The 12397-nt window shown below is 35.8% G+C and carries 25 protein-coding genes; 22 read left to right on the forward strand and 3 right to left on the reverse strand.

Annotated elements, in window-relative coordinates:
* Window positions 1-138 precede the first annotated feature (138 nt).
* From B6C99_RS02955 to B6C99_RS03030, 17 genes are all read left to right on the forward strand, one after another.
* Window positions 139-366 (forward strand): hypothetical protein, encoded by a 228-nt coding sequence (locus tag B6C99_RS02955; RefSeq protein ID WP_086358455.1) that lies wholly within the window; start codon window positions 139-141, stop codon window positions 364-366.
* Between the two features lie 205 nt (window positions 367-571).
* Window positions 572-925 (forward strand): hypothetical protein, encoded by a 354-nt coding sequence (locus tag B6C99_RS02960; protein ID WP_086358456.1) that lies wholly within the window; start codon window positions 572-574, stop codon window positions 923-925.
* Between the two features lie 16 nt (window positions 926-941).
* Complete coding sequence (locus B6C99_RS02965; protein WP_086358457.1) at window positions 942-1430, forward strand: hypothetical protein; 489 nt, start codon at window positions 942-944, stop codon at window positions 1428-1430.
* Complete coding sequence (locus B6C99_RS13160; RefSeq protein WP_158092428.1) at window positions 1431-1607, forward strand: hypothetical protein; 177 nt, start codon at window positions 1431-1433, stop codon at window positions 1605-1607.
* 10 nt (window positions 1608-1617) lie between these two features.
* Window positions 1618-2214 (forward strand): DUF1071 domain-containing protein, encoded by a 597-nt coding sequence (locus tag B6C99_RS02970; protein ID WP_086358458.1) that lies wholly within the window; start codon window positions 1618-1620, stop codon window positions 2212-2214.
* A 16-nt stretch (window positions 2215-2230) separates the two neighbouring features.
* Complete coding sequence (locus B6C99_RS02975; protein ID WP_086358459.1) at window positions 2231-2860, forward strand: lambda exonuclease family protein; 630 nt, start codon at window positions 2231-2233, stop codon at window positions 2858-2860.
* Between the two features lie 2 nt (window positions 2861-2862).
* The gene (locus B6C99_RS02980) at window positions 2863-3414 is read left to right on the forward strand and encodes a hypothetical protein (protein WP_086358460.1); all 552 of its coding nucleotides are present in this window, start codon (window positions 2863-2865) and stop codon (window positions 3412-3414) included.
* A gap of 28 nt (window positions 3415-3442) precedes the next feature.
* Window positions 3443-4339 (forward strand): recombination-associated protein RdgC, encoded by an 897-nt coding sequence (locus B6C99_RS02985; protein ID WP_086358461.1) that lies wholly within the window; start codon window positions 3443-3445, stop codon window positions 4337-4339.
* Window positions 4340-4515: 176 nt separating this feature from the next.
* On the forward strand, window positions 4516-4698 hold the full coding sequence (locus B6C99_RS02990) for a hypothetical protein (protein ID WP_086358462.1): 183 nt from the start codon (window positions 4516-4518) through the stop codon (window positions 4696-4698).
* A 4-nt stretch (window positions 4699-4702) separates the two neighbouring features.
* A complete protein-coding gene (locus tag B6C99_RS02995; RefSeq protein WP_086358463.1) occupies window positions 4703-4966 on the forward strand; it encodes a hypothetical protein in 264 nt (87 codons plus the stop codon).
* Between the two features lie 3 nt (window positions 4967-4969).
* Window positions 4970-5356 carry a single-stranded DNA-binding protein gene (locus B6C99_RS03000; RefSeq protein WP_086358464.1) on the forward strand — a complete coding sequence of 129 codons (387 nt, stop codon included), beginning with the start codon at window positions 4970-4972 and terminating at the stop codon, window positions 5354-5356.
* A gap of 71 nt (window positions 5357-5427) precedes the next feature.
* Window positions 5428-5652: a hypothetical protein gene (locus tag B6C99_RS03005; RefSeq protein ID WP_086358465.1), complete on the forward strand. Its 225-nt coding sequence runs from the start codon at window positions 5428-5430 to the stop codon at window positions 5650-5652.
* Between the two features lie 13 nt (window positions 5653-5665).
* Window positions 5666-6262 (forward strand): hypothetical protein, encoded by a 597-nt coding sequence (locus B6C99_RS03010; protein WP_086358466.1) that lies wholly within the window; start codon window positions 5666-5668, stop codon window positions 6260-6262.
* 2 nt (window positions 6263-6264) lie between these two features.
* Window positions 6265-6489, forward strand: a complete 225-nt coding sequence (locus B6C99_RS03015; protein WP_086358467.1) for a hypothetical protein — start codon at window positions 6265-6267, stop codon at window positions 6487-6489.
* Window positions 6490-6506: 17 nt separating this feature from the next.
* Entirely contained in the window at window positions 6507-6752 is a 246-nt protein-coding gene (locus B6C99_RS03020) for a DUF3850 domain-containing protein (protein ID WP_086358468.1), read from the forward strand.
* A 19-nt stretch (window positions 6753-6771) separates the two neighbouring features.
* A complete protein-coding gene (locus tag B6C99_RS03025; RefSeq protein ID WP_086358469.1) occupies window positions 6772-7386 on the forward strand; it encodes an MT-A70 family methyltransferase in 615 nt (204 codons plus the stop codon).
* A gap of 206 nt (window positions 7387-7592) precedes the next feature.
* Window positions 7593-8639 carry a site-specific integrase gene (locus B6C99_RS03030; RefSeq protein WP_086358470.1) on the forward strand — a complete coding sequence of 349 codons (1047 nt, stop codon included), beginning with the start codon at window positions 7593-7595 and terminating at the stop codon, window positions 8637-8639.
* Between the two features lie 188 nt (window positions 8640-8827).
* On the opposite strand, the gene B6C99_RS03035 is transcribed toward B6C99_RS03030, so the two are convergent.
* The 3 genes from B6C99_RS03035 to B6C99_RS03045 are packed head-to-tail and all read right to left on the reverse strand — an operon-like array spanning window position 8828 to window position 10637.
* The gene (locus B6C99_RS03035; protein WP_086358471.1) at window positions 8828-9829 is read right to left on the reverse strand and encodes a tyrosine-type recombinase/integrase; all 1002 of its coding nucleotides are present in this window, start codon (window positions 9827-9829) and stop codon (window positions 8828-8830) included.
* A 3-nt stretch (window positions 9830-9832) separates the two neighbouring features.
* Window positions 9833-10258: a hypothetical protein gene (locus tag B6C99_RS03040; RefSeq protein WP_143413958.1), complete on the reverse strand. Its 426-nt coding sequence runs from the start codon at window positions 10256-10258 to the stop codon at window positions 9833-9835.
* A 13-nt stretch (window positions 10259-10271) separates the two neighbouring features.
* Window positions 10272-10637, reverse strand: a complete 366-nt coding sequence (locus B6C99_RS03045) for a helix-turn-helix transcriptional regulator (protein WP_086358473.1) — start codon at window positions 10635-10637, stop codon at window positions 10272-10274.
* Between the two features lie 159 nt (window positions 10638-10796).
* Here B6C99_RS03045 and B6C99_RS03050 point away from each other — a divergent pair, with 159 nt between their 5' ends.
* The 5 genes from B6C99_RS03050 to B6C99_RS03070 all read left to right on the forward strand — a co-directional run bounded on the left by B6C99_RS03050 (window position 10797) and on the right by B6C99_RS03070 (window position 12365).
* Window positions 10797-11021 (forward strand): hypothetical protein, encoded by a 225-nt coding sequence (locus B6C99_RS03050; protein WP_086358474.1) that lies wholly within the window; start codon window positions 10797-10799, stop codon window positions 11019-11021.
* Between the two features lie 143 nt (window positions 11022-11164).
* Entirely contained in the window at window positions 11165-11512 is a 348-nt protein-coding gene (locus tag B6C99_RS03055) for a hypothetical protein (protein WP_086358475.1), read from the forward strand.
* Window positions 11509-11724, forward strand: coding sequence for a DUF2732 family protein (locus tag B6C99_RS03060; RefSeq protein ID WP_086358476.1), 216 nt, complete (start codon window positions 11509-11511; stop codon window positions 11722-11724). Before B6C99_RS03055 ends, B6C99_RS03060 begins: the two co-directional genes overlap by 4 nt.
* On the forward strand, window positions 11717-11929 hold the full coding sequence (locus B6C99_RS13625) for a TraR/DksA C4-type zinc finger protein (protein ID WP_086358477.1): 213 nt from the start codon (window positions 11717-11719) through the stop codon (window positions 11927-11929). The genes B6C99_RS03060 and B6C99_RS13625 overlap by 8 nt, the downstream gene beginning before the upstream one ends.
* The gene (locus B6C99_RS03070; protein ID WP_086358478.1) at window positions 11919-12365 is read left to right on the forward strand and encodes a hypothetical protein; all 447 of its coding nucleotides are present in this window, start codon (window positions 11919-11921) and stop codon (window positions 12363-12365) included. The genes B6C99_RS13625 and B6C99_RS03070 overlap by 11 nt, the downstream gene beginning before the upstream one ends.
* The last annotated feature ends 32 nt before the right edge of the window (window positions 12366-12397 follow it).

Raw genomic sequence — 12397 nt, forward strand, 5'->3', positions numbered from 1 at the left:
CAGATACGCCCGCCTAGCGTTTTATTGAAAAAAATCTGTAGAGGTTTAGCTGTCTAGTCAACAGCGCCTCGCCATAAGAATTATTAAATTTACTACATCCACTTGCCCTCTCATGAGGGCTTTTACAGGGTTAAAACAATGAATTACACAGAATGGAAACGAGAATATTTAGAACTGTTAATTGAGTTAATAAAACAGCATGAGTATTCAAAAGATTACACGCAAACTTATATCTATGGATTAGGACATGAATTGCTAGAACGTAGCGGGTTTTTTGAAGATTTTGGACACTGGGAAGTAACGCCTCCAGCACAGGCAGTACAGGAAAGTTTTGAATTATGGCTAACAGATTATTTTGAGGATTAAATCATGAGCGCATCAAAAGAAAAAACCAACAAAAATGATACTTATTCAGAATGTAAAAAATTAATTCAATCATTTTCAATCAGATGCCCTTTTTGTAACGCAGAGGCTGTTCTATATAAATATTCAGATGATTCCGAGCGAATAGAGTGCTTTGGTAATTTACATGAATAACTAAAAAATCACATCCAGGATTGAGGAATAAATTATGAACAGATTAGAAATAACAAAACGTAACGAAGAAAAAATACTTAATTCATTTTATAGCGAGTTAAGGGAACATGGATTTTCATTCTCAGCTCATGACGGCGAATTCTCTCATAAAATTAACTCATTCGAGGATATTTTAGATCTATTTCACGATCTGGACGAGATGAGTATTTATGTGCAAAAAGGCGATTTAAAAGCAAGTGCATCGTTCATATTTGGAAATGGAGAATTTGGGATTTTTTGTATGTATTTCCATTCTGATTCATTAACAAATTATTTAACTCAAACAGAGCTACTTATGGAGCAACTAGTAGATGAAAAAAATGAAAATAATTGGTGTTTACTTGATTAGGTAATGGGGAAAAACAATGGTTAATGAACAAGTTATTGAACGGTTGAAGAAAGGTGATTGGTATGTTGAGTGCAAGGCTGAACAAGATGCTGATTTAGTTTTACAAGCTTGTGATGAGGCGAGAATAAAATGGCGTAATGGTTATAAAGCAACGGAATATAAACCATATAACTACCCAGTAGATATTGGTTTTTATGGTGAGGACAATAGGATAACTCACACCATAAAATATTTTAAGAAAAGTGAGAACGAAAACATCACCAACTGGTTCTTTAATGCTATAAAAAATAATGACAGTAAATTAATACCTCAGAACGAAGAACAAGAACATTTAGTTCAAATGTTGTTAGCAAAACTGCAGGGCATTCCTGTTGAATATTGGTCAACTGTTCATTATAAATGGCTTGATTCTAAGCACGATGCAATAACCGCTAGCGCTATATACCGTATAAAACCAACTTTTAACCAAGAAACATCATTAACAGAACGACCAGAGGATGTATAGATGAACAGCATACCAATAGATTTTGTCGGCTGTAATGTTAGACAAACAGACCGAATGGCAATCAATTATGAGTTAACTACGGGCGAGAAAATATTCGCCCGTTTTTGTATGGTTTTGGTTGGTTGTGAAGGTTTATTTATTTTACTTCTATCAATTATAAGAACAGCAAGTAATTAGGAATATAAAGATGAAAGAATCATTCGAAAAGAAAATATGGGACACATTATCACCAATAAATGTCAACGATAAGGTTGAACATAAAAACGGGTTAACTTATTTATCTTGGGCTTGGGCTTGGGGGGAGTTAATGAAATATTTCCCACAATCATCATACACAATTAATACTCCAATCATCGAGAGTGACGGCTCAATGACTGTTAGTGTAACGCTAACAATAAAGGAAGGTGATAATCAAGTTGCAAGATACATGTGGCTACCAGTTATGGATTTTAAAAACCACGCTATTAAATGCCCTAATTCTGTAGATATTAATAAGGCGACAATGCGATGCTTAACTAAAGCTATATCAATGTTCGGGCTAGGTTTTTATATTTATGCTGGAGAAGATTTACCAGAAGAAGAAAAACGAGCGCTAAAAATTAGTGAAGAGGAATATAACGAAACTCGCAAATCACTAATAACTGCACTTGAAGATGAAGCTAAAAAAGGAGCCGAAGCGATGAGTTCTTATTGGGCAAACTCTTTAACTCAAGAACAACGAAAAATTATCGGTAATGATGAAAAAGAAAGAATCAAAGGATTATGTTCAGCAATATCATCTTAAAAAAGAGGAACTCAAAATGATAATAAATCCCAGTCAAATTGAACAGCGTACCGATGACTGGTTTAGGGCAAGATTAGGTAAAGTTACCGCAAGCAAAATCAGCGATGTTATGGCGAAAACTAAAAGCGGTTATTCCGCTTCTCGCCAAAATTACATGGCACAATTAATCTGCGAACGATTAACCCAATTACCGACTGAAACCTATTCTAATACAGCAATGCAACGAGGTACCGAATTAGAACCCATTGCCAGAGAAATATATATCCTAAATCAATTTGATGTAACAGTAACTGAGGTCGGTTTTGTTCCTCACCCAACAATCGAAAATGCAGGCGCTAGCCCTGACGGACTAGTAAATGATGATGGTCTGATTGAAATTAAATGCCCTAACACATGGACGCATTTAGAGTTTATGCAATCGCTAAAACCTAAACGTGAATACATATTACAGATGCAATGGCAGATGATTTGTACAGGTCGGAAATGGTGTGATTTTGTTAGTTATGATGATCGTCTACCTGAAAATTTAAGCTTTAAATGCGTTCGAATTTACCACGATGATGCATTGGCTCAAGAAATTGAGACGGAGGTTATTAAATTTTTACAGGAACTGGACGAAAGAATTAAAAAGATTGAGGCTAGCTAATTATGGAAAAATTTTTAGAGTTTTTAGATGCTGAAGGCTGTGAGTATGAAATTCAGGATGGAGCGATTAGAGTACTAGATACATTAGAGCCATATGAGGTGCGCTTTGACAATATTGTTATTCCCGAAAATACAGATTTTACGAAAGGGTTGGATCTAGAGTGTTATGAAGGCGATATTCAATTTCCTGAAAGTTTTAAAGTAGCGAATATACTAGCTTTGAGGGATACAAGCATAAAACGACTGCCGTCTAATTTGACTCTTTATAATTATTGTTCTGTTTATGTAGATGCACATAAAATTGAAAATGTTTCATACAGCGATAATTGCGGTCGTTATGGCAGAACAATATTTGCATTGTGGACAAACAATGATTTTTTAATTTCAACAGGATGTTTCACTGAGACATATTCAGAATTTGTGGAGCGAGTTAACTATACATACCGTGACTACAAAGATGAAGCCACGAAATACAAACGAAAAGCAAGAGGCTGTATCAGTCGATTAGCTAAAAAGCTTGGAAAGCCAGACCCGTTTAAGAGAGCAACCGCCTAATGGCGGTTTTTTATTGGAGTAAAAATATATGTTCTTTAAAAATGCAATAGTTTATGAATGTTCAAATACAGAGGTTTTAAACAATATCAATAATGAGTTGTTGCAAGAAATAACTTTTAAGCCCTGCGGTTCAATTGACACGGGAAAAGGTGGTTTTGTATCTCCCGTTGATAACCCCGACGAGCTAATGCTCAATGTGCAAGGTCAGATTTTACTTAAATATAAAACCGAGCAAAAAATATTACCGTCCACAGTTATTAAACAAGCGCATATCGAAAAAATTAATAAACAAGAGGAATTGCTCAATCGCAAACTATCTAAATGTGAAAAAGCCACTTTAAAAGATGAAGTTCTAATAGATTTAATTTCTCGTGCGTTTAGTAGATATAGTTACTATTGGGTGTGGATCGACATGCAAAACAATCGGGTTATTGTTGATTGTAGCAGTTTTAAAGTATCTGAAGATATTTTAGCTCTTTTGCGTAAAGAACTTGGTTCTTTAGCATTACTCCCTTTATCTATTGATCAACCACTTGAAAAGATAATGACCACTTGGGTTAAAGAAAAGTTGAATTTTCCTCCTTTTACATTAGGTGATAAAGCCGAACTGAAAGATCCACTTGAAGGTAACGGCATTATCAATTGCAAAAATCAAGAAATAACAAGCGCTGAAATGGTCAACCATCTCGAATCAGGTAAATGGATCACCAAGCTAAAAATCTGTGACGAGCGAGGCGTTAGCTATGTTTTAGATGAAAATTTCACTTTTAAACAGATTAGGTTTGATCCAACTGTTTTAGATGAAAACGAAGATATACCAGTTGAGGATAAAGCGGCACGGGTTGAGGCTGACTTTTTCTTAATGTCTAAAACTCTGTCAAATTCAATAAACGACATCAAACAAGTATTTGAAAAAATTATATAAGTATATCAAATGTTAATTTCGTCTGGTATATGCGGTGATAATCAATGTTTGCGATGATTCTTAACGTGGGATAGCGCATTGATTTGAAATATACAAGCCAAGTTAGATCTCGTCGGTAGTCACGCCGATGGCGACAGAGTGACACTCTATACAAAATTAAAAATTGGAGCGAGAAAATGGTTAAATTTACAGGCACGTTTGTACATGTAGTAGAGAGCGTTTATCAATTTGAAGTTGAAGCAGATAATCAGGAAGAGGCGCTTAAAAAGATTGAAGATGATCCGTTTGAATACCTAAAAAGTAGCGAGCCATATGATGAACAAGGGCTTGATGTTAAAGAGATAGAATTTGACGAGTAATAGCATGATTACAGAAGAAGAATGGCAAAAGCTAAAGGTTGGTGATGTAGTGTGGCTTGCATCTCAAGAAGTTGTAGAGCCGATGAGATTGATTATATCAAAAATCACAGAGCATAGGTTCTATTGTGGTAAAAGTTGTTTTGATAAAAAGAATTATATATTTTTTATGAGTCTATCTGATGCAATTCAGGCTGTAAATTTTCGTTTAAAAATTCAAATAGAAAAAATACAGGCACAAATAAAATCAAATTTAAATATGAAGGAATAAAATATGTCTATTAATACAATGACAGTAACGGGTAATGTTGGTGGTGATGCTGAATTACGTTACACACAACAAGGTACGGCAGTTGGTGAATTTAATTTACCAGTCAAGCAAGGCTATGGAGAGAATCAAAAAACATCGTGGGTTAAGTGTGTATTGTGGGGAAAAGTAGCCGAAGCGTATGCTCCAAACATCAAAAAAGGTGATTTACTAGTTGTTAGTGGTGAGTTTTATGTCGAAGAATGGACAAAAGATGGCGTGACACATATCAAACCTTGCTTGCGAGTAAATCAAATTCAGCCGACTAAAAAGCTTGATACTCAAGCCCAGCAACAAGCACAAGCGCAAGAGCAAGAGCAAGAAGAACCACTAGAGGATGACATACCTTTTTAAATCAAATACTTACACAAACACAACCGCTCTTGTAGCGGTTTTTTAATATCTGGAGAATAAGGAAAACAACGATGAATATTGATAGTAGCGTTTACGATATAACCATAGAATTTGGCGGATTAAATTGTGGTGATACATTTATCCATCTAACTGATCTCTATATGAAAGTGGTCACACTACACGATGGGACTACTGGATTTTTAGCAGTAAGACTGTTTGATGGTGATACTAGATACTTGGTTGACGTTGAGATTGTTAAATTAGTTAAAACAAAAGCTGTGCGGGACAATGGCTAACTAAGGAAAAATTATGACACAACCAACACTAGAACAATTTTTAGATGACGTTAAAAATCACGAGTTAACAATTCATCAAAATAATGGAGTAGACCGACATTTAATATTTAAAAATCCCAACGATTGCAGTCAACATTTTAATATCACTACGTTTTCTAATTATTTAGTAATTACCGGTGATATGGGCGCATTAGTATTTTCACGACTACATGACATGTTTGAATTTTTCCGGTCTGATGATTTAAAAATAAACCCTGATTACTGGGCAGAAAAAATTCAGTCCGCATCTTATGAAGGAAAAATTGAAAGTTATTCAGAATTTGACATAGACGAAGTTAAGAGATGTGCTAAAGAAGATTTAGATGACTTTATCAAGGGTAACTGGCTTTCAGAAGAGGAGGAATATAATCTTCGTGAGGACTTACAGCGTATTTTACGTGCAGAAGATGAATACGAAATAGTCGAGGCAATAAGAAACTTTGATTGCAATGATTTTGATTTTACCGACTTTTGGGAAGTTGATCACAGAAAATATAGATACCGCTATATATGGATCTGTTACGCAATCGTGTGGGGTATAAAGAAATTTGATGAATTGAATAAGGAATAACTATGAAAGTTAAGTTTAAACCTGTAACTATCAGTATCACAAAAGATGAATTTAATTATATTTATTTAGCAGTTAGTGAGTATTTAGAATTCAGCGGTGGGAGTTATGACGGTTTGGTTGAAACTAGTTTCGAGTCATTTCAAAAAAAGTACTGGCGTGCAGTTCACACACAACAGCGTAGAGATGTAATTAAAAAAGCGCTCACTCATGCTAAATCCAGAGAATAATTAAAGAAAAGGCTAATATGGAAACACATAGACTAAAAATCAAATCTGAGTATTTTTCTTCTGTTATTAACAAAACGAAAACAGCGGAAATTAGATACAACGACCGTAATTATCAAATAGGCGATATTCTAATCCTAAATGAAATTGACGAGCATGGAGAGCTTACTGGTAATAGTTGTCAGGTTGTTGTTACGCATATTTTAGATGATAGCGAATATTTCAAAATGGGTTATGTAATGCTGAGTTTTCATATGTGTAAATAAATTAAAGATTGAGGAAATTATGGAAAATAAATACAAAATAATTTACTGCGATCCACCGTGGCAGTATAAAAATCAGAAAACACGAGCCGCAACAAATAATCACTACCCCACTATCCCTATCCAAGACCTTAAATCACTAAACATAAAATCACTAGCAGATGATAACAGCGTGTTGATCATGTGGTATACAGATACATTCGCAAAGGAAGCGATCGAGCTAGCGAAAGCGTGGGGTTTTAAGGTTAAGAAGATGAAATTGTTTACATGGGTTAAACTCAATAAAAACTATCATCAAAACATTACTAACAGCATGAAAAAACTAGGCTGTATGAATGCTAATGATGTGTTTGATTTAATCAGTGATCAACTTAGGTTTGGAATGGGTAATTATACTCGTGCTAATAGTGAAGATTGTTTGATTGCAGTAAAAGGTAAAGGTGTTAAGCGCATCAATAACTCGGTTAGTCAAATCATTTTAGCGCCAATCGGTCGGCATAGTGAAAAACCACAAGAAGCAAGAGAGCGGCTGGAACGTCTATACGGTGATATCCCACGTATTGAACTTTTCGCTCGTCAAAATGTAGGTGGCTGGCACGCTTGGGGTAATGAGTGTAAGAATGATATTCAGTTATAGGTTAAATATATGGAAATCATCACATTAAAAGATGCCGCAAGAATAACCAAATTATCATATACATATATATTTGAGAACAAGACTAAATATGGTTTTGCTCGTCAAGGTGGTAAAGGTAGATGGTTAGCTGATAAAAAAACATTTGAGGAAATGTTTAAATCAAATAATAATAACGATCGGCTAACCTCTGATCAAGGAGGTAAAAAATGTCGATCAAGAAACGTGGTGACATCTGGCATATTGATATCCAAGCGCCAGATGGATCAAGAGTTAGACGCTCTACTGGTACGACAGACAAAAGAAAGGCGTTAGAGTACCACGACAAGTTAAAGGCTGAATTGTGGGAAATAACAAAGTTAAATAAAAAACCGCAACGTCTTTTTGAAGAAGCGGTTATTTTATTTTTAAAGGATGGAAAGGAGCAAAAAAATTTTAGAGTAAAACAACAACGTGCGAAATATTTTTTAAATAAGTTCTCTGGGCGTGAGATATCATCAATTACAGGCGAGGAAATACTCGATTCATTGCCTGAATACGTTGAACGAACTGGCAAGCCAGCAAGTAATGCTACGTTAAATAGGTATCGAGCCGATATTATGCGTATGTTTTCATTAGCATATAAATTAGATTGGATTGATTCTGTTCCATTTGTGCCGAGAGCTAGGGAGCCAGTAGTTAGGGTTAGATGGATAACTAAAGAACAGGCGGCATTACTAATTTCAAATTTACGATTAGAATGGATGAAAGATGTTTGCTCGTTTGCTCTATCAACTGGCGCAAGAATGAGCGAAATATTTACCCTGACATGGCACAATGTAAATTTGGTTAATCGTATTGCATCGGTGACTAATGTTAATGCTAAATCGAAACGAGCTAGGCCGTTATTATTAAATCATGATGCAATCGAATTAATCAGGAAACGGCGATTTAGAAATAATTGCGAATATGTTTTTACTAGAAATACATTAAAACGTGTTTTTGATATTGATCGTCGTGATTTTTATGATGCGTGCCAATTATCAGGTATTGAAGATTTTACGTTTCATGACTTGAGGCACACGTGGGCTAGCTGGCATGTTCAGGCAGGCACACCATTATTTACGTTGAAAGAGCTTGGCGGCTGGGAAACGTTAGAAATGGTAAAGAAATATGCTCACCTGAATGCCAATCACATGTTGGATTTTGCTAATAATGTCACATTTACGGCACAAAGCAAAATTAATTTATTAAATAAAGTTGCGCAAAGCTCATAAAAGCATTTTAAAACAAGATGTTATTGGTGGGTTGTGAGGGGATCGAACCCGCGACCAATTGATTAAGAGTTCTATGTACACATTATAAAAATCAATAACTTATAATAAAATCAACACGTTAATACACTGAATACAGCCGACCAAAACCGAATAAAGCCGATTTCGACCGCCATTTTACCGCCACTTAATTAAATGTTATTAAATGGATTTAATCTAATAGCATCATCGAAGTGATCGGGGGCAAAGTGAGCATAACGCATTGTCATTTTAATATCTGTATGACCAAGTATTTTTTGCAATACCAATATATTACCACCATTCATCATAAAAAAACTCGCAAAGGTATGACGTAAAACATGCGATAATTGCCGATCTGGTAATTCTATTTCAGCTCTTTTAATGGCAGAACGGAAAGCCGAGTAACACGGAGTGAAAAGCTGACCATCTTTTTTAGGAATTTGCTTAAAAAGTTCATCGCTTACAGGGATGGTGCGGTTACGCTTGCCTTTGGTATTAATGTAGGTGATTTTCCCATCTTTGACTTGAGAGCTTTTTAAACTTTCGGCTTCACTCCATCTGGCGCCAGTTGCTAAACAAATTTTAACAATGGTTGTTAAATCTTTTGCTTTGCTCTGCTCTGCTGATGCTAACAACATCCTAATCTGTTCAGGTTGCAAGTACGCCATTTCTTGCTCATCAATTCTAAATTGGCGTATACGCTCCACAGGGTTTTTAAGTGTCCATTCCCCCAATCTAATCAACTCATTAAACATCGATTTTATATATGATAATTCAAGGTTTAATGTTCGAGGTGCAACGGTTTTGACTCGGTCGGTGCGATATATTTCACCATTCAACCGTTTGGCGCGGTAATCGGTGAAGTTTTTCGATGTAAATTTATGGGCCAATGGATCATTTACACTTTTAGCAATAAATAGCAATGTAGTATAAACATTTTCGCCATCACTTAATGTCTGCCCATGCGCACTATGCCAAATCTCAATGAGATCGGATAATCGTCGATTATCCTGTTTTTCAGTGATCCACGGTTTGACTCCTGCTTGTTCCTCTAAATAGCTTTCATAAGCGAGCGCCTCGCCTTTTGTGACAAACGTTTTTCGAATGCGTCGCCCATTTTCCAAGTATTTCTCAAATAGCCACTTGCCATTTTTTTGTTTTCTAATAGACATAATTTAATCTTCGCAAGCATCTTCAATATAGAACGATGACGATAATGTCTTTTTGTCGTTAAATGTATAACGATAAACAAATTCAAGATCGTTATCTGTAAAAAATGAAACGAATGTATCATCGTCACACATTCTTTTATCAAACATTAATTGCGAGTATACATCGACATCATTTTGAGTATATTTGGTGCTTTTATCTCTATAACGGTAATCGTAAACTATTGCCGCTCCCTTTGAACTTATATTAGTTAATGACATTTTGTCGTTAACTTTTATTGGTAAATTGCCATATGCCTTTTGGAATTCTATTTTTGCCATTTTAGCAATCTCGCGCGCGACACCACTCGGATTGCCGTTTGCAAAAGTTGGCGACGCAAACAAAAGGCATGCCGCGATCGGTAAAGTTAATGCATTGATTTTCTTCATCATCCTATCCTTATTATTAGTTCTTGAAAATACTATTTTTTAATAGCATGTATTCGTCATCTGTTATTGCTTCTTCTTTCTTTAATTTCGAAATACGCTCTAATTTCTCCAAGTCTTCGTTTGAAAATTCTATAGATTTTTTTTCTAATTTAACCCCATCAATATTTGGCTCGCCATCCCCGGTACAAAGCCATAATAAATCAGCTCCAGTCTCCAGTGCGCATTGAATAACTAGATCCGCGGGGAATGTATTCCTAGTTATTCGATTTGATATGACGCTAACACCTACGCCAAGCTTTTCAGATAACGCTTTAACTGTTTTTAATTTGTATGCTGTTACCATTCTTTCTACTACATTTCTGCAGTTATCCGTAAAGTTCATGTTTACCTCGAAACGAAATAAAAAATAAAAAATATACGTTAAGGTGTTGACATACACCTAAACGTATAATATTGTAATTAACAACACCGAATCGGTGCTTTTTAACACCTAAACGACCGAATATAACCGAATAAAACCTATAAAAGGAAATAATGCACTATGAATCAAGATTTATCAATAAATTTTGGCGCCGCTTATATGACTGTTGAGGAATATGCAAAGCATTCAGGTATGAAAGTTAAGACAATCAAGGATTATGTTTTAAAAGGTTATCTGCCTATCCGCAAAAAAAACATCGCAGGCAAACGATCAATCATTTTAATCAATAACGCCGCTCTGGTAGCGGAAGCGCTACAAGACCGAAACCCAACCATTAATTTGTGAGGTGCAAAATGAGTCAAGCTATCTATTTGAGTCCAAAATCGGCGGGGTTGCGACGGTAATTTATATTCGCTCCAACCGTCATAATCCACGCGGTTACATCGAAACGTCACGCGGTAGAGCTATTAAATTAAATGGTGATGTAAATGGAAAATCAAACAGCAAAACAAATTACTAACCATCGAAGTTATTTGCGTGAGTTCCACAAAATTCTTAGCGGAAAACGGAGCCTTGCCAGATCTGCATTTAACAACCTAAAACCGGGTCAAAAATTATTGCTACTAAAAGCGGCGGGGATACAGCAACGCACAACAATGATTTACAACTCTGACGGTAGCAAATTCAAACATGTGTTTGCGCCAGATTACGACTATTTATCAGATGATGAATTAGACAGCTTACGAATAGGTTTACAACGATTGCAATCAATAATTGATGCTTTTGCACTTTGTGAACATGAAGATTTTAAAAAAGAAATAAGGAGAGTGGCATGAATACTTTTACCGTCGGACAACTGGAAAATGCACTAAATATAACAAGATTCGACACCAAAAAAGGCTTATGTGATGTTTTTACAACTAAGCTTGAAAGATTGGCGGCTCATATTCGCGCCGGAAAATTAAATTGTTTTGAAGCCGCAGAACTTCTAGAAAACGAAGCCGAGGCAATGCGTAATCAACATTACGAGGATATGTCTAATGCGTGATTCAGTAGATAGAGCCAATAACCTTGCACAAAGTGAAATAGATAGTCTTGTGGCACAAAGGAAAGTCTATACAGGCAAGTCAGCTCTTTATTGTTGCCAGTGCAGCGATCCAATCCCGCAAGCGCGACGCGACGCAATACCCGGAGTGAGTTTGTGCGTCGACTGTCAAGAAGAAGAAGAACAGAGGGCGCGCCATGGCCTTTGAAATTTTTGATCCGAACAAGTTTTCACTGCTCCTTAATTCGTGGGATCCATGCGTTGGGGTGGTAGAAAGTGGGCTGTTAACAAGAGCCAAACAACAACCATTAATAAAAGGGATAGATATGTTTAATAACGATTCATTTAATCCAGTTAAGCCCGTTTTTAACAAGCTTGAGGACGCTCCAAATTTTTCCGTAGTTAAAATGATAGAGGTTGATAAAAAAATTTTTGAACTGATCGCAACCCAACATTTAAGAGCGATTCATGTTGATAGTTATGTCGAGAATAATTTAAGCGGCGGATCAATGCTAATTATTTCATGCCATGATGCCGCATTTATAACATACATATCCGGTTTTTGTGAATCAACGCTAGAACCGAACAAAAAGCTACTTGAATTTGAATTAGCATTCCAACCCGAACCTACAGCAAAAATTTAATTATCAATCAATAAAATAAGCGGCTGATTGCC

Origin of the sequence: Gilliamella sp. N-G2 (assembly GCF_002142215.1) — a bacterium.
GTDB lineage: Bacteria > Pseudomonadota > Gammaproteobacteria > Enterobacterales > Orbaceae > Gilliamella.